The organism is Hydrogenophaga pseudoflava, from assembly GCF_004353865.1.
Taxonomy (GTDB): Bacteria; Pseudomonadota; Gammaproteobacteria; order Burkholderiales; family Burkholderiaceae_C; genus Hydrogenophaga; species Hydrogenophaga pseudoflava.
In genome coordinates, this window is record NZ_CP037867.1 from 3,299,242 (window position 1) to 3,319,316 (window position 20,075).

Genomic DNA, 20,075 nt, shown 5'->3' on the forward strand with positions numbered 1-20,075 from the left:
AAAAAGTCGGAGCTTCTGTCAATGCGGTGCCCGGCGCCGGCTCGTAAAGTGCATCAAGCGTTGCGGGCCTGCATGCAGGAGTGCCGGTCACTGGCAACCAGTCCAGGAAATTTGAGAGCCACCCACACATCGAACGAAGGAGACAACACATGAAATTCAACAAGCTGCTCACTATCCTCGCCGCCGCCGCCGGACTCGCCCTCGGCGCGGCAGCCCATGCGAAGGAAATGCGCCTGGGCCTCATCGTGCCGGCCAGCCACGAATGGTCAAAGGCCGCTGTCGCGATGGGCGAAGAGCTCAAGCAAAAGACCAATGGCAAGTACTCGGTCACGATCTTCCCGTCTGGCCAGCTGGGCAACGAGGCGCAGATGCTGCAGCAGTTGCAGACCGGCGCGCTCGACATGGCCTTCATGACCGCAGCCGAAATCACCAACCGCGTGCCCGACTACAGCGCGCTGTTTGCGCCCTACCTCGTCAAGGACGTGAGGCAGGCCGGCTTGCTGCTGAACGGCCCGACCGCGCAGAAGATGCTCGACCGCCTGCCGCGTGAAGTCGGGGCGGTGGGGGTCGGCTACGGCGTGGCCTCCATGCGGCTGATGCTCAATGGCTTCCCGACCAACGCCGTCGCCGATCTGAAGGGTCGCAAGATGCGCATCACGCCGTTCCCGCCGGTGCGCGACTTCTACCAGCTACTGGGAGCGGCTTCGACCCCGATGCCACTGACCGACGTTTACGACTCGCTGGCCAACGGCCAGGTGGATGGCGTGGATGCGGACATGGAACTGGTGTTCCGCATGAAGTTCTACGAGCGCGGCAACACGCTGCTGCACTCGAACCACATGATGTTCCCGGTCGTTGGCCTGGTTTCCGGCCGCCTGTGGCAGACCATGACCCCAGCCGATCGCGAACTGGTCAGCGGCGCTGCGCGCAAGCACCTCAACGGCCTGTTCGATACGTACGTCCGAGTGGAGCAGGAGATGGAGAAGAGCGTGCAGGGCACCAAGGTCAAGGTGGTGAAGGTCGGCCCCGAGTTCTTCGGTGACACGCTCAAGCAGTGGGAAGACCTCTGGCTCAAGCGCACGCCGGTGCTGGCCGATCTGCGCCGCGAGGCTGCAGCCATCAAGTAAGGGCACGAGGGCAGCCGGCGGCGCCCCGGGCGCCATGCTGCTTTCAAGCTGGAGACCTGCCGTGCTGAAAATCATTACGGGCCTGAGCGACTCGATCGCCCAAGCCGAACGCAGCGTGCTGCGCCTGATCGCCCTCGCGCTGCCGCTGATGGTCCTGGCCAACGTGGCCGGTCGCGCCATGCGCAACCCGATCTACTGGATGGATGAGTTGTCCATTCTGTTGATGGTGTGGCTGGCGATGATCGGAATGTCGTTGACGCTCAAGACGCGCGACGCGGTCGCGGTCACGATGCTGGTCGACGCGGTGCCACCATTACTGGCTAAAGCGATGAAGATCCTGATCGATCTGCTGGTGCTGCTGTTCGGCATCGCCCTGCTGGTGCTGTGCTACCGCTGGTTCGACCCGATGACGCTGATGCGCCTGGGATTCGACACACGCGAATTCTCCGGCGAGACCTTCAACTTCATGTACCAGGACACCACGGCCACACTCGGGGTCGCAAAGTTCTGGTTCTGGCTGGTCGTTCCGCTGGTGGCCGTCACCATCAGCGTGCATGCGCTATCCAATCTGCTGCGAACCGTGGCAACGCCCGTCACGGCGCGCATCCCGTCCGGTTTGCCGGTCACCCCGACCGGCGACGGAGGAGCGAAACCATGATCGCAGCCGTATTCACCTCACTGCTGTTTCTCGGCCTCCCCATCGCGTTGGTGCTGGCGATGGTTGCGCTGGTCTATATCTATGCCAGTGGCAACCCGGTGCTCTACCTGTCGTTCCCACAGCAGTTGTTTGCCAGCCTCGAGAACTACGGCCTGCTGGCAATACCTCTGTTCCTGGCGGTGGGCGAACTGATGAACGAAGGCGGCATCACGCGCCGACTGGTGGCGCTGGCCTCGGTGTTCGTGGGGCACCTGCGTGGCGGCCTCGCCTACATCAACATCCTGGCCAATATGTTCCTCGCCTCCATCATGGGCTCGGCCAACGCGCAGGTCGCGGTGATGGCGCAGGTGATGGTGCCGGAAATGGAAAAGAAGGGTTATTCGCGCGGCTTCGCGACGGCCACCACCTGCGCCGGCGCCCTGCTCGCCCCGGTGATTCCTCCGTCCATGCTGTTCGTGATCTTCGGCGTGCTCGCCCAGATCTCGATCGGCGACATGTTCATCGCCGGCATCGTGCCAGGCCTCTTGATGGCCGTTACCTTCATATGCGTGATCGCGCTGCTTGGCTACCGCTACAACTACCCACCGGGTGAGCGCCTGACAAGCCAACAGAAGCTGCGCAACATCGGGGCCGCCATTCCCTCGCTGCTGGTGCCAATCGTCATGATCGGCGGGATTCTCGGCGGGATCACGACGCCGACCGAAGCCGCGGCGGTGGGTGGCCTGACGGCCGTGCTGGTCGGCGGCTTCGCGCACCACGAAATTCGTTTCGACCGCATGGGTGAAATGTTGCTGCGGGTGGCCGTCAACAGCGCTGTGGTGCTGGGTCTGGTGGCCGCAGCCGGCGTCTTCGGCTGGGTCATCGTATTCGAGAAGATTCCGCAGCAACTGGCCGTGCTGCTGCAGCAGATCACCGCCGACCCGTTCACCTTCATGCTGCTGGTCACTGCATTGCTGCTGGCGGTGGGCACCGTGATCGACGGCATCGCCGCTCTGATCCTTCTGGTACCCATCCTGCTGCCGGTAGCAACCCAGGTTTACGGCATCAACCCCTACCACTTCGGCGTGGTCATCTGCATCAACCTGACGCTGGGCCTGCTGACGCCTCCGGTCGGTACGGCTCTCTACGTGGCCGCGCGCGTGACCGGAGCGACGCCGGCTGAGATCCTGCGCCCGCTGATGCCGTTCCTGGTGGCCACGCTGCTGATCCTGATCCTGCTGTGCTGGCAACCATATCTGGTGACCGCATTCATCGCTTAACCGGTCCGGGCGTCGCGTCTGCGGCGTCCTCCATCTCCTCATTCAAAGGAACAAATCCATGCAGAAACTCAAAGATCGCGTCGCCATCATTACTGGTGGCGCGCAAGGGATAGGTGCTGCCTACGCGCGTGCGATGGCGGCCGAAGGCGCGCGCGTCGCCATCGCCGACATTCTCGACGGCACGTCGCTGGCCAAGGAAATCGAGGCGGCCGGAGGTCGTGCGATGGCGGTCCAGGTGAACGTCGCCGACGAAACTTCGGTCCTGGCGATGGCCGAGGCGGTCAACGAGCATTTCGGCCGCATCGACATACTGGTCAACAACGCGGCGGTGTATGCCTCGTTGCAGTTGAAGCCGTTTTCTGAGATCGACGTGGCCGAGTGGGACAAGGTCATGGCGGTCAACGTCCGTGGGCCCTTCGTCTGCGCGAAGGCTGTGGTGCCTTTCATGCGCAGCAACGGCTACGGACGCATTGTCAACATTTCGTCCGGGACACCGTTCAAGGGCACGCCGAACCTGCTGCACTACGTGACCTCCAAGGGCGCCATCCTGGCGCTGTCCCGGGCACTGGCACGCGAAGTGGGCGGAGACGGCATCTGCGTCAACACGCTGGCACCTGGCCTGGTGCTCAGCGAAGGGGTGATCCAGAACACCGACATGCGCGAGAAGCTGACCGGCCCCGTGCTCGCGAGCCGCGCCATCAAGCGTGACCAGACCCCGGAAGACCTGATCGAGCCGCTGCTGTTCCTCGCCTCCGACGCCTGCGCCTTCATGACGGGCGAGACGCTGGTGGTGGACGGCGGCTCGGTCATGCATTGACGACCGCCGGCCCGGGCCCGAATCGCAGTTGCCGCAGTGCGGCCTCATAAGAGAGAGAACGAACATGACCCCCATCGCGCAACCCTGGATCGGCGGCCAATGGGCGCCGGTCGCCAGCCGTGCCGTCGCCGAAAGCGTCGACCCTTCCACCGGCATGGTGCTCGGCCAATTCACCGACGCCGACGTCGGTACGGCCGAGGCCGCCATCGGTGCCGCCCGCCACGCCTTCGAACACAGCGACTGGGCGCATGCGCCGCGCCTGCGTGCGGCCGTCATGCTGGAGTTCGCCAACCGCGTCGAGCGTCGAGCCGATGAACTTGCGCTGCTCTTGGCCCAGGAAACCGGCAAGTTGTTGAAGCCGGCGCAAGCCGAGCTGGCTGGCACCGTGTCGGAGATCCGCTTCTACGCAGGGCTGGCACGCACCATCTTCGGCCGTACCACCGAGGTCGAGCCGGGCGCCCTGTCCGTGCTCAGCCGTGAAGCGGCCGGCGTGGCCGGCATCATCGTGCCCTGGAATGCCGCAGCGATCCTGCTGGTGCGCTCACTCGCCCCGGCGATGGCTGCCGGATGCACGAGCGTGGTCAAGATGGCGCCACAGTCGGCGCTGTTCCAGACCGAACTGCTGCGCTGCCTGACCGAGGTGCCGAACCTCCCGGCCGGCGTGGTCAACTTCTACAGTTGCACCGGCAGCGAGCCAAGCGAGTCCCTGGTGGTGTCCAGCGACGTCGACGTGATCAGCTTTACCGGCAGTGTGCGGGTCGGCCAGCGCATCATGGCGAGCGCCGCGCCGACGCTCAAGCGCCTCAACCTGGAACTCGGCGGCAAGGCACCCGCCATCGTGTTTGCCGATGCGGACCCGAAGACCATCGCCGCGCAGCTGGCGGCAGCCGCCACGATCGCCGCGGGCCAGCAGTGCACAGCGCTCGACCGGGTGCTGGCGCACGAAAGCCTGATCGAGCCCCTGCGTGACGCCCTGGCCGCGCATTTCCGCAGCCTCGCGGTGGGACCGGCCACCGAGCCGGACAGCATGATGGGTCCGCTGATCGACATCGCCAATCGCGACCGCATCGCGCGCCTGGTCGACCAGGCGCACGAGCAGGGGAAGGTGATCGTGCGTGGCGAGGTTCTGGACGGCCGTCTTGCACGCGGCGCCTTCATCCGCCCCAGCCTGATCCAGGTGGACGCGCTCGATTCACCCTTCGTGCAGGAGGAGTTCTTCGGTCCGGTGCTCAATCTCGAGAGCTTCCGTGAAGAGAGCGAGGCCGTCGCCCGGGCCAACGCCACGCGGTATGGGCTCTCTGCGAGCGTGTGGACGCATGACGGCGCACGTGCGCGCCGGGTGGCGCGTGCCATGCGCAGCGGGACGGTGTGGATCAACACCCACAACAAGCTGCTGCCCGAAGCGGAAACCGGCGGCTTCGGTGCTAGCGGCTATGGCCGCCTGCACGGGGCCGAAGCGATGCTGGAGTTCTTAGAGACGAAGCACGTGTATGAAGACATCGGACGTGTGAAGCCGCGCACGGAACCGACGTGAAGTCGGATTGGTAACCCCTGAGTGAACTTGCGGCGAATCCCCAAGTTGCTGCAAATCTGAGCGGACTGCTTGGTTCGCCCCTCACGTGGCAGGAAGAGCGAGTTAAAGTCCTGGTCGCGTTCATCTTCGGCGGCCTCGCCGCGCCGGAAGCCGTCGAGGGGTAGAGACCGACCAATTGCCCGCCGTTCCCGTCCGGCCTGGGAATGGAAGGTCAGGGCGCTGTCAGGCTTGTGAGGAGCACGCACGCTGCTTTGCGGAGAGTGGACATCCTGTGGGTTCGCATATTCCCAGGCAAGAATCAGCGTGGGGACAGAGTCTCTAGCCAGCCGGCCAAATTCTCTGTTCGCTAGGCCTTGAATGACCGCACCGTGGCAAGGACCACGAACGCATAACTGCATCCTCATCGTCTGCAACCGCTGGAGGCTGTGTGAAAACCCTCTCACTGGAGTTAGGGTTGACCCATTTCCGTAGACTGGTACCGTTTTGATTCTCAAACTGCTTTGACGTTCCCCCGTAAACCGGGCGGCGCCAAATTATCGCGCTCCGCCTGCAATGTTCACCAGCGCCCTCATCTGCGCCGACGGCGGCCCGTAGCTCACCAGCCGCACATCCAGGCCATGGCCCCGCGCCTTCTCGAGCGTACGTTCGATGGCGGTGTAAATCCACTCCGTCGCGTTGCCGAACGCGCCACCTCCGAGCATGGTCAGCAGCACGGTGTTCGAGCCGCCCTGGCGGCTGTTGAGCACGGCGGCCAATACGGTGGATTCATACGCCGCATCCAGCACCAGTTGGGCGAAGCCTTGCCAGTGCGGCGGCGCTACGCTGCCGTAGGCCACAGGCAGCGCCGAGCAGAACGCCTGACTGACCAGTGGTCCCGGTGAGGTCGGACCATCGGTCACCTCCACGTCCCGGTGCAGGCCGATCCTCAGGTGCCCGGCCAATTCACTTCTGGCGGCGTCATCCATCTGCAGCAACAGCGCGGCAATCTTGTCCAGCCCCGACCTGCTCGCCAGCGCGTAGCCGTTCTGCATCTGCCAGAGGTCGGCGACCGGGCAGCCCAGCCTGTCGCCGAGTGCCGCTCCTAGATCCGCCAGCCCGTCGAGCTGGTGCTCTGCGCTCTGCCCGATCTGCTCGCCCACCGGCACGAAGTAGTTGCGGTAGATCGTGGCTGCGCCTGCGGCGATCGCGCAGGCCGGCCCTTGCGTGCGGTCGTGCTCGTAACGGGTCACACCGTCTTCCGGCGTCACACTGGGCCCCACCATCTCCAGCGCATTGAACTGGCTGGCCACCTGGAACAGGGCCCCCGCGTACTGCGGCATCTGGTGCATCTGCCTCACGTCGCCGGTGACGATGCCCACCTGTGTCGGTGCCTCTTTCACTTGCTCTTGCGCCACCCTCTGCCGCAGTTCGGCCAGCGAAACCATTTCAAAGCAACCAATGCTGAAGCTGCGTCCGTTGACCTTGGAGCGAAGGGTGTTGCCCTGAACTTCCATCTGCGCCTGCGTGGTGGCGTAGGCCTCTTCGTTGAAGCCGGTCAGGCGGCTGAACCAGTTGTTGTGCATGTCTTTTCTTTTTGATGTGTGGTGTGTGCGGCGGCACAGTGTGCCGACGACAAAACACAAGTCAAGACAATCAGGAAAGGTCGGCCGGAGGCTGCCCAGCCACGCAACGCCATTGCACTTCTGCCGGTTGTGAAGTGGCGGATGGACCGCTCGAACAGGATGCTTCGCGCTCGTAGAACTGCGCCCTGCCCCACCCCGCTCGGATGCCTTCGGTCACGGTGCAGGTCTTGCAAAGCACGCCCCACCGGCCACCGTGTGCCGGTAACTGCGCGTCGCAGAAAAACCCCTCATCCCTCAGCGGTCGACCGCACACATCGCAGTCCCCAGGATCACCGACGTATTGGCATTCAGCGGTCTTGCACCGCATACATCGCTGACCAGACGTTCATGTAGGCATCGTGCCGCTTCTTGGCCTTCACGGTCCCCTTGAAGTTGCTCCAGTCCAGGTTCATCACCTGGTCGTGCAGCACCTGGGCCACGGCTTCTCGGGGCACCCTCGCCCGGTACTTGTAGTCCGTCCCCTGGTTCGCCTCGACCCTGGCCTGCGGGAACACCGATTCGATGTCGCCCTTGATGCGGGCCCGAACCGTGAGTACGTCCGTGTCTCCGGGCTTCTGGACCACGCTGATGAAACTCTTCGGTAGAAAAATCCACATGCTTCTGGCTCCGTGATCCTGGGTCCTCAGCCCAACGCGGCCAGTGCCTGCAGCACACCCTGGTCGTTCGGGTGGGTGACGAAGCTGCCCAGCAGCTCCCGGGGCACCAGGTGCACCGCCTGGCTCTCCCAGCACATGTCGGCCGGATGGCCTCCTACCCGCCTGGCGGTGTAGTAGCGGGTCACCGAGGTGCTGCGCACCGAGTCGCACAGGAAACCGGTCAGGATCACCTGCAGCCCGGATTCCTCAAATGCCTCCTTCAGGGCATTGGCACGCAGGCCCATTCCGGGGTCCAGCTTGCCCTTGGGGAAGGTGTTCACATAACCCCCATGCTGGTTGCTAGGCGAGACCACCCAGACCCGACCATCGCTCTCGAGGATCACCACGCCTGAAGCGGCGGGTTTGCCGGGTGCGCTCATCATCGGCGGCTCAGTGAACACCTCGGTTTGCTGTATCGCGAGGGTCGCCCATGCGGCGGTGTCGGTGGGTGCGCCTATCCAGGAGACCACGTCGATACCGTTCAGCCTGGCTGGCATCGGCCCGTCCGGGATGACCGTGGCCCGCTCAAGCGGACCCGCCCAGCTCTCCAGGCTCGTGGGCGCGCTGGGGGACTTGAGTTCGACCGGCCGGCCGGAGTCATCTTTGCGGGGGTGGAGGCTCTTCATGATCAACACAGCACATCATTGGTCGACTGCGCCGAGACAGTCAACGGCAATTGCAGCGTTGGAGCACCGGGCCAAGTCTTTTTGTACTGCTCGAAGAACGCTGCGTCCACGACCGGTTCAGGATCGCTGGTCACGCCCAGTTCGAGTTTCCTGAGCATTTGGATGAGCTGGTCCAGCGGGACCAGGCGGATGGGTGTCTTGCCCAGGGCCTCGCTCTCTTTCATGGCCTCGGCCGTGAAGGTCGAGGTGGTGAAGAAGATCCCGTGATCGGTTGTGTGGTCCAGCGAACCGCGAAAGTTGCGGATCTCTTCGGACTTGACGGTGTGGTTGCCGGTGTAGCGCTTGCATTGCCAGGCCACCCGAATCGACAACAGACCGGCGTCGTCCAGGTACATCAGGCCAATACCATCGACACCCTTGTCGTTGGACTGACCGGTCACCTTGGTCTGGTCCAGACCGTTGGCGGTCATGATGGCTGCGCACAGGTGCTCGAACCCCTTGTCCGAGAGCGACCAGAGGATGTCCTTGAGTTGCACCTGCCAGTTGACCGTGCCCTCCAGTTCCTGCTGCAGATCATCGCCACTGGGTGCGGGCAGGTCCGCCTCGTCCTTGTTATTGCTGCCCCGGCTGGCGGTCTTGAAGTAGATAGCCGCCGCGGTGGCCATGTCCAGGGGCGACTCCCAGCCTTCGGTGGTGAGTTTCCAGATCCCGTGCCCTGCCGTCTTGGTCGGCTCCAGCAGACCCGCATTGACCAGGTACATGCGCGCCCAATAGATGTCGTTCTGGTACTTGGGCACGCCGCTGGCGAGCATCTGGTCGTTGACCTTCTCGCCGGCTTCATCAATGGCCTGCACCACGGCGGACTTGACGGCACCGGCCTTGGCCACGCCGTTCATCTCGCGCAGGGCGGCGAGGATGCGGGGGATGAACCGCACGACTTCGGGCAGCTTCTCGGTATCGATGTTCTGGTTCATGGGACTGTGTTCTTGACGCGATCCCATTGCCGAACAACCAGCGTCCTCCCTGAGATCAATTTTTAGTCTACGAATAACGTAGAGAAATGTACAGAGCGTTCTACGAATATCGATGAATGCCTCGGCAATCCCCCACTTCAACGCTATTCGGTCGGCGCCTGCGTGCCGCCCGCAATCGCGCCGGGGTACCGCAGGACAAGCTGGGCGTCATGATCGGACTGGACGAGAGTTCCAGCAGCGCCCGCATCAGCCGCTACGAGACCGGCATCCACGAACCGCCCTTTGCCACCGCCCAGAACCTGGGACAAGTGCTCAATGTGCCGGCGGCCTACTTCTATTGCGAAGACGACAAGTTGGCCGAGTTGCTGATTCAGTACACCCGGCTGGATGCGAAGCGCAGAAAACAGGTGCTGAATCTGGCGGCAGAACTTCACGCCGAGATGGATTGATCCCCTCTTTTGTTGTTCCCATCCGTGCGCTGGCCAGCACAATGCAGCCATGGACAACAAGACCCCAGCCAACGCCTGCCACCGTTGTGGAGCCACCGCCTACCGACCGGTGATCGCGCGCGACGCCAGCGGTGCCATGACGCCCAGCGGGGCCTACCGCTGCGTTCAGTGCAAGCTGGAGTTCACCTCCATCGATCAGTGGCGCCTCTCAGGGCCTGCGAATTCGGCGTCGTCATGGACCCAGGGCCGATCCGCCGCCTGAGCGGCCCACCACACATGCCGCAGAGCGCCGTGCAAGGCAAGCACCGGATGCGAATCACGACCACACACCACGGCTACTGCGCTGCATCAGTTGATCAAGGGTGAAGACAGAGCGTTACTTGCTCCGTGCCGCTGTTGGCACTGGAGCATTCAATGAAACGCAAACCGTCCCCCTCTTCCAAGACTTCCTCGGCCAAGCCGGCCCGTGCCGCTTCAGGCACTCGTACCAAGGCAGCCGCCGCCACCAAGCCCGTGGTCAAAAGGGTCAAGCCTGCGCCCGCCCAGACCCCTGAAATCGCCACCACCAAACAGTCCCAGCTGATCACCCTGCTGCGCAGTGCGGCCGGTGCCAGCATGGAGCAGATGATGGCGCTCACGGGCTGGCAGTCCCACACCGTGCGCGGCATGCTCAGCGGCTCGCTGCGCAAGCGCCTGGGTCTGGATGTGCAATGCCAACGGGTCGATGGTGTTCACCTCTACCGGATCGTGGAGGCGGCGGCGGCATGAGCGTGGTGGAGCAGATCCTTCAGGCGGACCGGGCCACGCTGGTCGAGCGCTGGCAGTCCTTGTTCGATCGGGAGCCCCCGGCCCATGTGCAGGTGAACCTGATCCGCCGGGTCCTCTCCTGGCATGCGCAGGACCAGATGCTGGACAACGACTGGTGTGGCCCCAAGGGCGCGGCGCGCCTGAAGCGTGTGCTGCGCAGCACCGCTGCCGCTCCGGTGCTGGCACCGGGTACCCGTCTGCTGCGGGAGTGGCAGGGTGTCACCCATGAGGTGCTGGTGCTGCCCCAGGGGTTCGTCCACCAGGGCCAGACCTACAAGAGCCTGAGTGCGGTGGCCAAGGCCATCACCGGCACCCACTGGTCCGGGCCGGTGTTCTTCGGGGTGCGGCGCTGATGGCCACGAAACCGGCTGCCTATTCCGGCGCTCCGGCAGTTCCGTCGTTGGCTTGTGCGATCTACACGCGCAAGTCCTCCGAGGAAGGGCTGGAGCAGGACTTCAATTCGCTGCACGCGCAGCGCGAGGCCTGCGAGGCCTTCGTGCTCAGCCAGAAGGGTCTGGGCTGGAGCCTGATCCCCACGGCCTACGACGACGGTGGCTTCTCGGGCGGCAACGTGGAGCGCCCTGCCCTGCGCCGCCTGATCCAGGACATCGAGGCCGGCAAGGTGAATGTGATCGTGGTCTACAAGGTGGACCGCCTGACCCGGTCCCTGGCCGACTTCGCCAAGCTGGTGGACCTGTTCGATGCCAAGGGCGTGTCCTTCGTATCGGTCACCCAGCAGTTCAACACCACGACCTCGATGGGCCGGCTGACCTTGAACGTGCTGCTCTCGTTCGCGCAGTTCGAGCGCGAGGTGACCGGTGAACGCATCCGGGACAAGATCGCTGCCTCCAAGCGCAAGGGGCTGTGGATGGGTGGCATCCCACCCGTGGGCTACCGGGCCAAGGGCAGGACGCTGGAGGCCGATGAGGAACAGGCGCCCCGGGTGCGTGAGATCTACGAGCTGTACTTGAAGCTCGGCAGCGTGACCGATCTGGGAGAAGAGCTGCAGAAGCGCGGCTGGCTCACGCCCGAGCGGGAGCACAAGCGGCCGGGCTTCGGAGGCAACAAGCCGTTCAGCCGCGGACACCTGTACCGGATCCTGAGCAACCCGGTCTACGTCGGTCAGATGGTGCACAAGGGAGAGATGCATCCTGGGCAGCATCCGCCGCTGATCGACAAGAGCCTGTGGGATGCCGTGCAGGCCAAGCTGGAGGCCCAGCGCAGTGGGCACAAGAGCCAGGCCCATGCGGCGCATCCGAGTCTGCTGTGCGGGAAACTCTTTGACGAGTCGGGGCGGCGGTTGATTCCTTCGCACGCGCGCAAGGGGAACAAGCGCTACCGCTACTACGTGACACCTGCGGACGATCCCGGGACTCCAGTTCGGCTGCCGGCCAATGAGATCGAGCAACTGGTGAGCACGGCCGTCTTGAACTGGGCATCGGATGCGAAGCGGGTGGTGGATGCCGTGGGCTGGAGCGATGCCAAGGCGGCGGAAGACGCCATCTCGGTCGGGCAGAAGCTGACACAAGCCCTGGCCAAGGGAGAGCTGGAGCAGAACGTCCGGGAAACGCTGGGTCGCTGTGTTGAGTCTGTGGAGGTCGGACCGACGGCGGTGCGGATCACGGTCGACCTGCTGGGTGCCGGCATGGTCAAAGCCGGGACTGGTCCGGAAACGGCTCAGATCGAAGTCGAAGCAGAGAGAAAACGCTGCGGCATGGCGGTGCGTCTGGTCATCGGTGGAGCCAATGCCAATCGGCCAACAGAGCCCGATCAGACCATGATCCAGCTGATCAACAAGGCACGCGACTGGCTGGAGCGTCTGACCAGGCTGGGCCACGGTATCGGAGACATCGCCCAGAGCGAGAACGTCAGCCCAGGTTACGTGACCAGGTTGCTGCACCTGGCGCTGCTGGCGCCCGACATCACGCAGGCCATCGCTGCGGGGGATCACCCCGTCGAGGTGACCGCCACGCGGTTGATGCAGGCCCTGCCCTTGCCGCTGGACTGGGCGGAGCAGCGCAAGGTGCTGGGGATGGGTTGAGGGGCTGAAGCCCCGGACACTCAGGACATGGGCCCTATGGCGGGATGCCAGAAGGGCTGTTGGGCAGCGAACCGTTCATCGGCTCAAGTCTGGCCGCTGACTACAAACGCCTCCTGAAGTTGTCGTTCCCCCGTGTCTGACAAAGTGTCCCCAGGTCATTGACTGAACACCTTCGATCGAGCGCCCAGCAGCGCATCGGCGAGCGCGCAAACGCTTGGCAGTTCGCTACCCGCTGTGGTCATGCACACCAGCAGCTTTCTGCGAGACCATGCATCTGAAAGTGCAACGATGCGGGTGCCTGCCTTGCCAAAGCGCACGGCAGCGCTCTCGGGCATGACCGCCGCCCCACGCCCGCAACCACTAGTTCTGCGACAGCGTCAAACCCGCCCAGACGCACCCGATGGCGCGGGACGCGGCCGCTGCGGCTGGCCTGGGCTGCCAGAAAGCGGCTGAGACCACTGTCCCGGGCCAGGCCAACAAAGGGGTGCTCCAACAACTCGCCATAGGCCATCGAGCGGCGGCGGCCCAGGGGCCAGCGCGCAGGCAACAGCGCCACCAACCGGTCATCGACCCACGGCTGCACCAGCAGCCCTGAGGTGTCGACGTAGTCCGCGACGATGCCCAGGTCAGCGGTGCCACGGCGCAATGCGTCAATGACCGCCTCGCTCGGCAGCTCTTGCACGTCCACATCAAGATCAGGTGTCTTCACCAAGAATTGTCCGATCGTGCGCGGAAGGATCTCGGACATGGCGGCGGTGTTGCAAAGCAGTCGAACCGTACCGCGCAATCCATGGCCAAAGCTCGCCATCTCGACATGCAGCGATTCGAGTTCAGCAAGCACACGGTTGGCGTGACGCATCAGCGCGCGCCCCGCATCGGTGGGCACCGCACCTGACTTGGAGCGCTCCAGCAGGCGCGAACCGGTCGCGTCTTCAAGATGCTTGAGGCGTGCACTGGCCGCGGCGAGCGACAGGTTCACCGCTGATGCGGCGCCAGTGATGGTTCCATGCGTCATCACTGCGGCAAAGAGGTGCAGATCGAACGGATCGATGCGGTAATCGGTAGTGCGGCGCTTGGGGGTGGTGCTCATGACCTTCATCCTACGGAATCCACGAAGGACATGTTCGCAGCAATCCATTGGACAGCGCTTGCCCTGCGCAGACACCATTGGGCATGGACACATTGCAGCTCTCGATGGTGGTCGTTGTCTTCGTTCTCGCGGGCGGCGTGAAGGGCGTCACTGGCATGGGACTGCCCACGGTGGCCATGAGCTTGCTGGGCCTGTGGATGCCACCGGTGCAAGCGGCCGCGCTGCTGGTCATCCCTTCGCTGGCGACCAACGTGGCGCAGTGCTGTGGCCCTCACCTACGCTCGCTTGCATCCCGGCTTTGGCCTGGCTGGTTGGCGATCGCCATCGTGACTGTCGGCGCGCCAGGCCTGGGAGGAGCCGTCCACATGCCATCGGCCAAGGCCTGGTTGGGCGGAATTCTCATTGCCTATGGCATCTGGGGTCTGTGGCGACCGTATCTGCCCGATCTTTCATGCTCCAGCAAATGGCTCAGCGTGCTTGCAGGCACGGCCACCGGGGTTGTCACGGCGCTCACGGCCGTCTTCGTGTTGCCCTGGGTTCCCTACCTGCAGACGCTGCGGCTGAACAAGGATGAGATGGTGCAAGCGCTGGGCCTGTCATTCACCGTCGCCACACTGTCTCTGGCGGTGAGGGTGCAAATGTCAGTCCCATTCGAGTCGGGGTTGGCCTACCTTGCCATTGCAGTGGGCGGGGCATTGATCGGAGCATTTGGCGGGCTCAAGCTCGGTAAGGTGCTGCGGTGCCGCCTTGCTGGCCCCGCCTTCCAGAAGGCGCTTTTCGTGACCTTTGTGGTCTTGGGCGTGGCCAACCTGATCCAGGCCCAATAACATGCCATGAATAAGCCGATGGGCTTGCTGGCTGCCGCTGCATTGTTGGAGCGGGCTTACAGACTGGCACATGTGCTGCAAAGCGAAGGCTTGCTCGAAGTCGAGAGTCGTCAGTTCGTTGCAAACGAGCTTGTCGAGGTACTCGACGAGGCTCGTGTTGCGCTGCTTGCGGCAAGTGACTTGCCCAGGCTGACCTGAGCTGCGCATATCAGTGGAGAGTTGCCGCCGCTGCATGCACGCCATCTGTGCGTGCCAGTAAATAGGCTGGAATGGGGGCGGGCTTCTGAAAGTCATCTAGCCGCGCGCCAACGGCCACTCCCGCCCTCAAGCAGTCATAGCCTGGTCAGCGGCAGCTTCGCAGCGAGGCCGTGTGAAAACCCTCTCGCAGCTTTGTTATCCAGCCGGTAGAGTCCGCAGACATATTGAACAGCGAGGTCAATATGTCCAGATTCATCGAAGGTCAGGACAGGCAGCAAGTCACATTGCTGCCGGAATGCTTGGATGACTTCATCGCAGAGGACAACACGGTTCGAATCGTGGATGCCTTCATCAACGAGTTGGACCTTGCGTCTCTGGAGTTCCAGGGCTTGCAGCCGGCGTCAACCGGGCGGCCTTCGTACCACCCCTCAGTGCTGCTGAAGCTGTACCTCTACGGCTATCTCAACCGCATCCAGTCCAGCCGCAGACTGGAGCGCGAATGCCAGCGCAACGTGGAACTGATGTGGCTGACCGGCCGGCTCGCCCCTGACTTCAAGACCATTGCAGACTTCCGCCGCGACAACGGCAAAGGCATTCGCAACGTCTGCCGTCGCTTCGTGATGTTGTGCCGCGAGTTGAAGCTGTTCACCGACGCCGTTGTGGCCATCGACGGCAGCAAGTTCAAGGCTGTCAACAACCGCGAGCGCAACTTCACGCCAGGCAAGATCGAGCGACGTGAACGGGAGCTGGAGGAGAGCATCCAGCGCTACCTTGATGCCCTTGAGACTGCGGATCGAACCCAGCCCATTGAGATGCAGGCAAAGACCGAGCGTCTGCAAGGCAAGATCCAAAAGATGCGCCAGCGCTTGCAAGACCTTCAAGTCGTCAAGGCGCAACTGGAGACGCTGCCTGATCGGCAGCTCTCCCAGACGGACCCTGACGCACGTGCAATGACCACCCACAGCGCCAAGGGGACGGCCATGGTGGGCTACAACGTGCAGACAGCGGTCGACACGAAGAATCATCTGATCGTCGCCCATGAGGTCACCAACAATGGCAGCGACCGGTCACAGCTCAGTGCAATCGCAATGGCCGCGCGTGATGTGATGGGAAAGCGCCGATTGAAGGCCATTGCCGACCGCGGTTACTACAACGGTATGGAGCTCAAGACTTGTGACGACGCCGGGATTGCAGCGCTTGTACCCAAGCCCATGACATCCAATGCGAGAGCAGAGGGCCGGTTTGACAAGACAGACTTCATCTACATCGCTGATGCCGACGAATACCAGTGCCCAGCAGGCGAACGAGCCATCCACCGCTTCAGCCGAGAAGAGGCTGGACTGCAGATCAGCATCTATTGGTCCAGTGCTTGCCCTGGCTGTGCAATGAAGGCGCAATGCACAACGAGCAATTACCGACGCATCAGGAGATGGGAGCATGAGGAAGTCATGGACAGGGCCCAGCAACGGCTAGACCAGATGTCCAACGCCATGACCGTGCGCAAGAGCACCGTTGAACACGTCTTCGGAACCCTCAAGCACTGGATGGGCTGGACGCACTTCCTGACCCGAGGCATGCAGAACGTCGCAACCGAGATGAGCCTGAACGTGTTGGCGTACAACTTCAAACGCGTCCTTGCCATCTTGGGCTTTGAGGAGTCCAAGAAGGCGATGCGGTTGTTGGGCGGATAGGCGCCCTTTGCAGCCGCTGAAGGCCCGATGTAAAGCCTCGAATACGCTCCAGCGTCGCCTTGCCGACGCTCAGACGACGTCAATTCGCTAAAGCCGAAAAATCTGCGGTTTGAGCGTGACTCGCCCGAACTGCCAGGGAGTTGTCACACGGCCTCCAGCGTTTGCGGCCGGTCGCCGCCAGCGGCCCTATTCACGCTGCCTGGCACCAAGCGGCCATCGGGACCGGCGACCGGTGGGCGACGGAAAGTCTGCTCTCCAAGGTGACGCGTCGTGTGACGACTTACACCCAAGTAAGGCCCCAGTGACCGTTACCGTGCTGCGGGAACTGGAAGTACCGAGTTTGTGCCGCAGTAGGGCTGGCTCGCATTCACCCGACTACCGAGCATCAGCCCGACGCGAATCGCATCGAGCAAATAGCCGCACGCCGCCACCGGCGGTGGGCTAGCGGCCGACAATTGCGGGCGGCGGAACATCACAAGGATCTTCCCCTGATTCAGTTCCATCGGCTTCGATGCCATTCCGGCCAATTGCAGGCGGTGGAGAAGCCAAGATCTTCAGCAAGGTCAAGCGCCCCTTTGAGATAGGTCAACGTGGCCCATATCGCTGGGATGTCGGCTATCCTTCTTGCGCCGCAGCGACCAGCCAATCCAACTCTTACCTGACCGAAACGGTGGCGCCCTGCGCGTCAGTGCTGTTCGCATCCACAGCGATTCGCCGAACCGCAGATACAGCCGGCAAAGACTCGCTTACAAGTCTTCCCGCAAGCTCCTCGGACCGTGTTGGCCACGTGTTGACATGTAGCGTCATGGGCAAATCGGGAATCGGCGTGGGGTCCCAGAGCACTCTCCGATGCACAAGGCGATCGTCGACGAACCATCGGATCTCGTCAGACGCCCATTCAATAGCGTAGGTGTGGAACGCCTCGGAGGCATCGAACCCGAGTTCGATGGCGAATGGCGTCCCCCGGTAACCGTAGTCAAACTTCGCACCATCGCAGCCTGGATTGAAGAAGACATTGGCCAGCATCTGGTCTGGACGGCTACCTGTGATCTCCACATCGATCTCCTGGCGCGGAAGATCTCGGTGGAGGAAGAAGCCCGAGACCAAGCCAGGCACGTTGGTTGCTCGCAGAGTTGCCTCGAAGCGTCCATACAAAAACAGGCCTCGGCTGGAAACAGCGCCCGCGCTTAGCTCGCGAACACCGAGTGACTCACTTGCGACCACCAGTTCTAAACCGCCAGAAGGCAGAGCTCGCACGTTACCAGGCCTGAAGAGTGCGAGGTTCCCGGGGAACGTATCGTCGCGCGACAGCCAACGAGATGGATCGAGTTCGCTCAAATGGTCGTCAAACCGGGTTCGAGATGGCATCGACGTCGGCCCCGGCTCGCGTAGCTCTACGTCGATACCGTGCCAGTGGCGGGATGGCGGGGCAACCCATGGCGAAACGTCGTGCTTAAGCCGCTTGCCTCTTGCAAGTCTCTCAATTGCGGCCGCAGGAGAGCGAAGGCGACGAACACCCCGCTCTGCAGCGTACGGAAAGCTACTGCTGGGTGGCGGCATGCGCAGGTACTCACACAGCTCCGTCCAGTCCTCCGGAACGGCACGCCGGTGCAAAACGCTCTCAGGGGGCAGCGGCAAGTTCTCAGGGATCTCGCCGACGAAGATGAACTTCGCCCCGGGATACCGCCCCTTGAGCTGCGCAATGTGGGGCTCAAGCGCGGCGACATTGACGTAGGCATCAAAGACGCGTCCACGCAGACCTCGAAGCAAGCGGCCTCGCTCCACGGGCGGTAGGTCGTCCATGTCGCTGCAGCAGCGATAGCCCAGCATCGACAAGGCCACGGCCAGAGTCGATAGGCCCGCGTTCCGAGAGCCGAAAGCAAAAACCGGTGTTTCCCTAGGACGCTGATGAAACGTACCGGGTGTCGAGTCGGAAAGAATTCCGATCTGGCTGAGGACGGGGAGAATCGAGTAGGAGTTCGTGGAATGCAGATCGATGCGCTGAGGAACTACAGAGCGGCGCAGCGCGCGCACATCTGTCACTGGGAACTGCTGATTGATCCAAAGGTCGACCGGTCCGCGGCACGGCAGGCGTGCAAGAAGCCGCTGCGCGCCGCGCTTGGAAAGCACATATCCCGAGAGATACCAAAGCCCGCGCTCCGGTCGAAAGACGCTGCGCGACAGCGCAATCTTGGGAGCGCCGTGCTTCACCTCTTTGTAGGACAGATAGAGCACGTCAAAGTCAGGATCGGTTCCGTCGCGATCCCGCATCTCCTCCCAGGCTGTGTCGACAAGACTGCCAAAGCCTTGTTCGAACCAGACGTCATCTTCCAGCACCAGCGCGTATGGCGCATTTGAACTGGCAATCTTCTTCCAGATATCAATGTGCGATTGAGCCACCGCAATTTCTGCATTGCTCATTCGGATCGGAAGGGTCAGATCAAACATGTCAGGAAGCACCTGCGGGTACGGGTCGACGGAAAGTTGATCCGCAAGTGTGTAGTAGGGCTCGACATCGACACCAGCAAGCGTTACGGCCGGGAGGGCCCGCGCGTCGCAAGCTGCGTGTCGGATGAGTCGCATAGACAGTGGTTGCCCCGTGCAATCCACGATGCGATCCAGCTCCCGGGCAACAGCCATCAGCCGCTGCGGCTGACGGTCAAGATTGATCACATGGATGTCGCTGATCCTCCCCGGGTAGCCACCGCCAGCGGGGCCGAATGCGCAGGCCGTCTGTTTCGGCAGCAGCACGCGCAAGCGCAAGAACATGGTGTGCAATAGGTGGCGGATGCCACTCAGTGGCTCAAATAGGTTCATTGCGCCCCTCCCCATCAAAGGCAAAGCGCTTCCTATTGGAGATTCGCCAATTTCTCCCGTCGGCACGATAGCCCAGCGGCCACTTGGACACACCGATTGAGTCCCAAGTTCGAAGTATGGTCACCCCGGGCTCATCAGGGCATCGCACGCCTAGCTCGAAGATGATGCGCGAAAGGTTACCCGGGCCGGTAGTCGATTGAATTTCCGGCAGCTCATCCTCGGCTGCGAAGTTCAAGCGCATGGTTGCACGCTCAAGTGCTCGGCTGACGATGGGATCTCCCTCGCAAGCAATCAACGGATTATTGTTGACGTAGAAGATCAACCCTTCCCGGTTGGTCCCCGCTTGCAGGAAGACCTCGCACTGAACCATCGAATCCGAAGCGATGTCGTAGCAAAGTGGCTGAACCTTGACGCCGCTCCCAACGAACAGCTCCGAGATGTCTTTGGCGATGCACACGTCGTCGGCATCGACGTACATCCCGCCACTGATGACGAGATAGCACAGCCGGAAGTAGTCGGCCTGCATCGCGGGGTGATAGCAGCGCATGAACGCACTCAGGTGGTCCCTTCCGAGTGATTGCTCGATGAAGCGACCCGCGCTGCGCGCATCGAAGACACGGTACTCAAATCCGCTTGAATGCCACCTCGACCAAGAATCCATGCACTCCTGCACGTCAGCAGGCAGTGCCTGCAGGTTGTGCCAGTACTGCACGATTCGCCGAGGAATGGACAGTCCCTGACTGTCCGGAGCCATTGATGGTGGTGTCTGAACAAGCCGTCGAATGAAGTCTGATCGTTGCAGGTGATGGCAGTGGCTGTCGTCTTCGAGTTGCATGGGTGCGCGAGTCAGTGGCTCTTATGAAGGGCTTTTAACAGCAGATTGGATTCGTTCGAGCGACGAAA

At 62.7% G+C, this 20,075-nt stretch carries 20 protein-coding genes; 13 read left to right on the forward strand and 7 right to left on the reverse strand.

From position 1 onward, the window contains the following. Positions 1 to 149: 149 nt before the first annotated feature. The 5 genes from HPF_RS15845 to HPF_RS15865 all read left to right on the forward strand — a co-directional run bounded on the left by HPF_RS15845 (position 150) and on the right by HPF_RS15865 (position 5,395). On the forward strand, positions 150 to 1,127 hold the full coding sequence (locus tag HPF_RS15845; RefSeq protein ID WP_133157136.1) for a TRAP transporter substrate-binding protein: 978 nt from the start codon (positions 150 to 152) through the stop codon (positions 1,125 to 1,127). Between the two features lie 61 nt (positions 1,128 to 1,188). Next, positions 1,189 to 1,785 carry a TRAP transporter small permease gene (locus HPF_RS15850; RefSeq protein ID WP_243721595.1) on the forward strand — a complete coding sequence of 199 codons (597 nt, stop codon included), beginning with the start codon at positions 1,189 to 1,191 and terminating at the stop codon, positions 1,783 to 1,785. Then, entirely contained in the window at positions 1,782 to 3,044 is a 1,263-nt protein-coding gene (locus HPF_RS15855) for a TRAP transporter large permease (protein ID WP_133157138.1), read from the forward strand. Before HPF_RS15850 ends, HPF_RS15855 begins: the two co-directional genes overlap by 4 nt. Positions 3,045 to 3,102: 58 nt before the next feature. Next, positions 3,103 to 3,861: an SDR family NAD(P)-dependent oxidoreductase gene (locus HPF_RS15860; RefSeq protein WP_133157139.1), complete on the forward strand. Its 759-nt coding sequence runs from the start codon at positions 3,103 to 3,105 to the stop codon at positions 3,859 to 3,861. 64 nt (positions 3,862 to 3,925) lie between these two features. Beyond that, entirely contained in the window at positions 3,926 to 5,395 is a 1,470-nt protein-coding gene (locus tag HPF_RS15865; RefSeq protein WP_133157140.1) for an aldehyde dehydrogenase family protein, read from the forward strand. A 533-nt stretch (positions 5,396 to 5,928) separates the two neighbouring features. Here HPF_RS15865 and HPF_RS15870 read toward each other — a convergent pair. The 4 genes from HPF_RS15870 to HPF_RS15885 all read right to left on the reverse strand — a co-directional run bounded on the left by HPF_RS15870 (position 5,929) and on the right by HPF_RS15885 (position 9,252). Further along, the gene (locus HPF_RS15870; protein ID WP_133157141.1) at positions 5,929 to 6,957 is read right to left on the reverse strand and encodes a hypothetical protein; all 1,029 of its coding nucleotides are present in this window, start codon (positions 6,955 to 6,957) and stop codon (positions 5,929 to 5,931) included. A 347-nt stretch (positions 6,958 to 7,304) separates the two neighbouring features. Continuing rightward, entirely contained in the window at positions 7,305 to 7,613 is a 309-nt protein-coding gene (locus HPF_RS15875; RefSeq protein WP_133157142.1) for a hypothetical protein, read from the reverse strand. A gap of 26 nt (positions 7,614 to 7,639) precedes the next feature. After that, positions 7,640 to 8,278 carry an NUDIX hydrolase gene (locus HPF_RS15880; RefSeq protein WP_133157143.1) on the reverse strand — a complete coding sequence of 213 codons (639 nt, stop codon included), beginning with the start codon at positions 8,276 to 8,278 and terminating at the stop codon, positions 7,640 to 7,642. A gap of 2 nt (positions 8,279 to 8,280) precedes the next feature. Next, complete coding sequence (locus HPF_RS15885) at positions 8,281 to 9,252, reverse strand: restriction endonuclease (RefSeq protein ID WP_165961720.1); 972 nt, start codon at positions 9,250 to 9,252, stop codon at positions 8,281 to 8,283. A 116-nt stretch (positions 9,253 to 9,368) separates the two neighbouring features. Between HPF_RS15885 and HPF_RS15890 the strand changes: the two genes are divergently transcribed. From HPF_RS15890 to HPF_RS15910, 5 genes are all read left to right on the forward strand, one after another. Beyond that, the gene (locus HPF_RS15890; protein WP_133157145.1) at positions 9,369 to 9,701 is read left to right on the forward strand and encodes a helix-turn-helix domain-containing protein; all 333 of its coding nucleotides are present in this window, start codon (positions 9,369 to 9,371) and stop codon (positions 9,699 to 9,701) included. 49 nt (positions 9,702 to 9,750) lie between these two features. After that, on the forward strand, positions 9,751 to 9,963 hold the full coding sequence (locus HPF_RS15895) for a hypothetical protein (protein ID WP_133157146.1): 213 nt from the start codon (positions 9,751 to 9,753) through the stop codon (positions 9,961 to 9,963). A gap of 152 nt (positions 9,964 to 10,115) precedes the next feature. Next, positions 10,116 to 10,469, forward strand: coding sequence for a DUF3489 domain-containing protein (locus HPF_RS15900; RefSeq protein ID WP_133157147.1), 354 nt, complete (start codon positions 10,116 to 10,118; stop codon positions 10,467 to 10,469). Then, on the forward strand, positions 10,466 to 10,861 hold the full coding sequence (locus tag HPF_RS15905) for a DUF2924 domain-containing protein (RefSeq protein ID WP_165961721.1): 396 nt from the start codon (positions 10,466 to 10,468) through the stop codon (positions 10,859 to 10,861). Before HPF_RS15900 ends, HPF_RS15905 begins: the two co-directional genes overlap by 4 nt. Further along, complete coding sequence (locus HPF_RS15910) at positions 10,861 to 12,549, forward strand: recombinase family protein (protein ID WP_133157149.1); 1,689 nt, start codon at positions 10,861 to 10,863, stop codon at positions 12,547 to 12,549. Before HPF_RS15905 ends, HPF_RS15910 begins: the two co-directional genes overlap by 1 nt. 238 nt (positions 12,550 to 12,787) lie before the next feature. On the opposite strand, the gene HPF_RS15915 is transcribed toward HPF_RS15910, so the two are convergent. After that, positions 12,788 to 13,639 (reverse strand): LysR family transcriptional regulator, encoded by an 852-nt coding sequence (locus HPF_RS15915; RefSeq protein WP_165961722.1) that lies wholly within the window; start codon positions 13,637 to 13,639, stop codon positions 12,788 to 12,790. Positions 13,640 to 13,722: 83 nt separating this feature from the next. Here HPF_RS15915 and HPF_RS15920 point away from each other — a divergent pair, with 83 nt between their 5' ends. The 3 genes from HPF_RS15920 to HPF_RS15930 all read left to right on the forward strand — a co-directional run bounded on the left by HPF_RS15920 (position 13,723) and on the right by HPF_RS15930 (position 16,355). Beyond that, positions 13,723 to 14,466 carry a sulfite exporter TauE/SafE family protein gene (locus HPF_RS15920; protein WP_133157151.1) on the forward strand — a complete coding sequence of 248 codons (744 nt, stop codon included), beginning with the start codon at positions 13,723 to 13,725 and terminating at the stop codon, positions 14,464 to 14,466. Between the two features lie 6 nt (positions 14,467 to 14,472). After that, positions 14,473 to 14,664: a hypothetical protein gene (locus tag HPF_RS15925; protein ID WP_133157152.1), complete on the forward strand. Its 192-nt coding sequence runs from the start codon at positions 14,473 to 14,475 to the stop codon at positions 14,662 to 14,664. Positions 14,665 to 14,906: 242 nt separating this feature from the next. Further along, positions 14,907 to 16,355 carry an IS1182 family transposase gene (locus tag HPF_RS15930; RefSeq protein WP_133156498.1) on the forward strand — a complete coding sequence of 483 codons (1,449 nt, stop codon included), beginning with the start codon at positions 14,907 to 14,909 and terminating at the stop codon, positions 16,353 to 16,355. Positions 16,356 to 17,009: 654 nt separating this feature from the next. Here HPF_RS15930 and HPF_RS15935 read toward each other — a convergent pair. Together HPF_RS15935 and HPF_RS15940 are read right to left on the reverse strand one after the other, a co-directional pair. Next, positions 17,010 to 19,172, reverse strand: coding sequence for a family 16 glycosylhydrolase (locus HPF_RS15935; protein ID WP_165961723.1), 2,163 nt, complete (start codon positions 19,170 to 19,172; stop codon positions 17,010 to 17,012). Then, positions 19,159 to 20,007: a glycosyltransferase family 32 protein gene (locus HPF_RS15940; protein ID WP_133157154.1), complete on the reverse strand. Its 849-nt coding sequence runs from the start codon at positions 20,005 to 20,007 to the stop codon at positions 19,159 to 19,161. Before HPF_RS15940 ends, HPF_RS15935 begins: the two co-directional genes overlap by 14 nt. Between the last annotated feature and the right edge of the window lie 68 nt (positions 20,008 to 20,075).

Coding starts and splice junctions, on each gene's coding strand:
- HPF_RS15845 (WP_133157136.1), top strand. CDS start 150: ATGAAATTCAACAAGCTGCTCACTATCCTCGCCGCCGCCGCCGGACTC.
- HPF_RS15855 (WP_133157138.1), top strand. CDS start 1,782: ATGATCGCAGCCGTATTCACCTCACTGCTGTTTCTCGGCCTCCCCATC.
- HPF_RS15860 (WP_133157139.1), top strand. CDS start 3,103: ATGCAGAAACTCAAAGATCGCGTCGCCATCATTACTGGTGGCGCGCAA.
- HPF_RS15865 (WP_133157140.1), top strand. CDS start 3,926: ATGACCCCCATCGCGCAACCCTGGATCGGCGGCCAATGGGCGCCGGTC.
- HPF_RS15870 (WP_133157141.1), bottom strand. CDS start 6,957: ATGCACAACAACTGGTTCAGCCGCCTGACCGGCTTCAACGAAGAGGCC.
- HPF_RS15875 (WP_133157142.1), bottom strand. CDS start 7,613: ATGTGGATTTTTCTACCGAAGAGTTTCATCAGCGTGGTCCAGAAGCCC.
- HPF_RS15880 (WP_133157143.1), bottom strand. CDS start 8,278: ATGAAGAGCCTCCACCCCCGCAAAGATGACTCCGGCCGGCCGGTCGAA.
- HPF_RS15885 (WP_165961720.1), bottom strand. CDS start 9,252: ATGAACCAGAACATCGATACCGAGAAGCTGCCCGAAGTCGTGCGGTTC.
- HPF_RS15890 (WP_133157145.1), top strand. CDS start 9,369: ATGCCTCGGCAATCCCCCACTTCAACGCTATTCGGTCGGCGCCTGCGT.
- HPF_RS15895 (WP_133157146.1), top strand. CDS start 9,751: ATGGACAACAAGACCCCAGCCAACGCCTGCCACCGTTGTGGAGCCACC.
- HPF_RS15900 (WP_133157147.1), top strand. CDS start 10,116: ATGAAACGCAAACCGTCCCCCTCTTCCAAGACTTCCTCGGCCAAGCCG.
- HPF_RS15905 (WP_165961721.1), top strand. CDS start 10,466: ATGAGCGTGGTGGAGCAGATCCTTCAGGCGGACCGGGCCACGCTGGTC.
- HPF_RS15910 (WP_133157149.1), top strand. CDS start 10,861: ATGGCCACGAAACCGGCTGCCTATTCCGGCGCTCCGGCAGTTCCGTCG.
- HPF_RS15915 (WP_165961722.1), bottom strand. CDS start 13,639: ATGAGCACCACCCCCAAGCGCCGCACTACCGATTACCGCATCGATCCG.
- HPF_RS15920 (WP_133157151.1), top strand. CDS start 13,723: ATGGACACATTGCAGCTCTCGATGGTGGTCGTTGTCTTCGTTCTCGCG.
- HPF_RS15925 (WP_133157152.1), top strand. CDS start 14,473: ATGAATAAGCCGATGGGCTTGCTGGCTGCCGCTGCATTGTTGGAGCGG.
- HPF_RS15930 (WP_133156498.1), top strand. CDS start 14,907: ATGTCCAGATTCATCGAAGGTCAGGACAGGCAGCAAGTCACATTGCTG.
- HPF_RS15935 (WP_165961723.1), bottom strand. CDS start 19,172: ATGAACCTATTTGAGCCACTGAGTGGCATCCGCCACCTATTGCACACC.
- HPF_RS15940 (WP_133157154.1), bottom strand. CDS start 20,007: ATGCAACTCGAAGACGACAGCCACTGCCATCACCTGCAACGATCAGAC.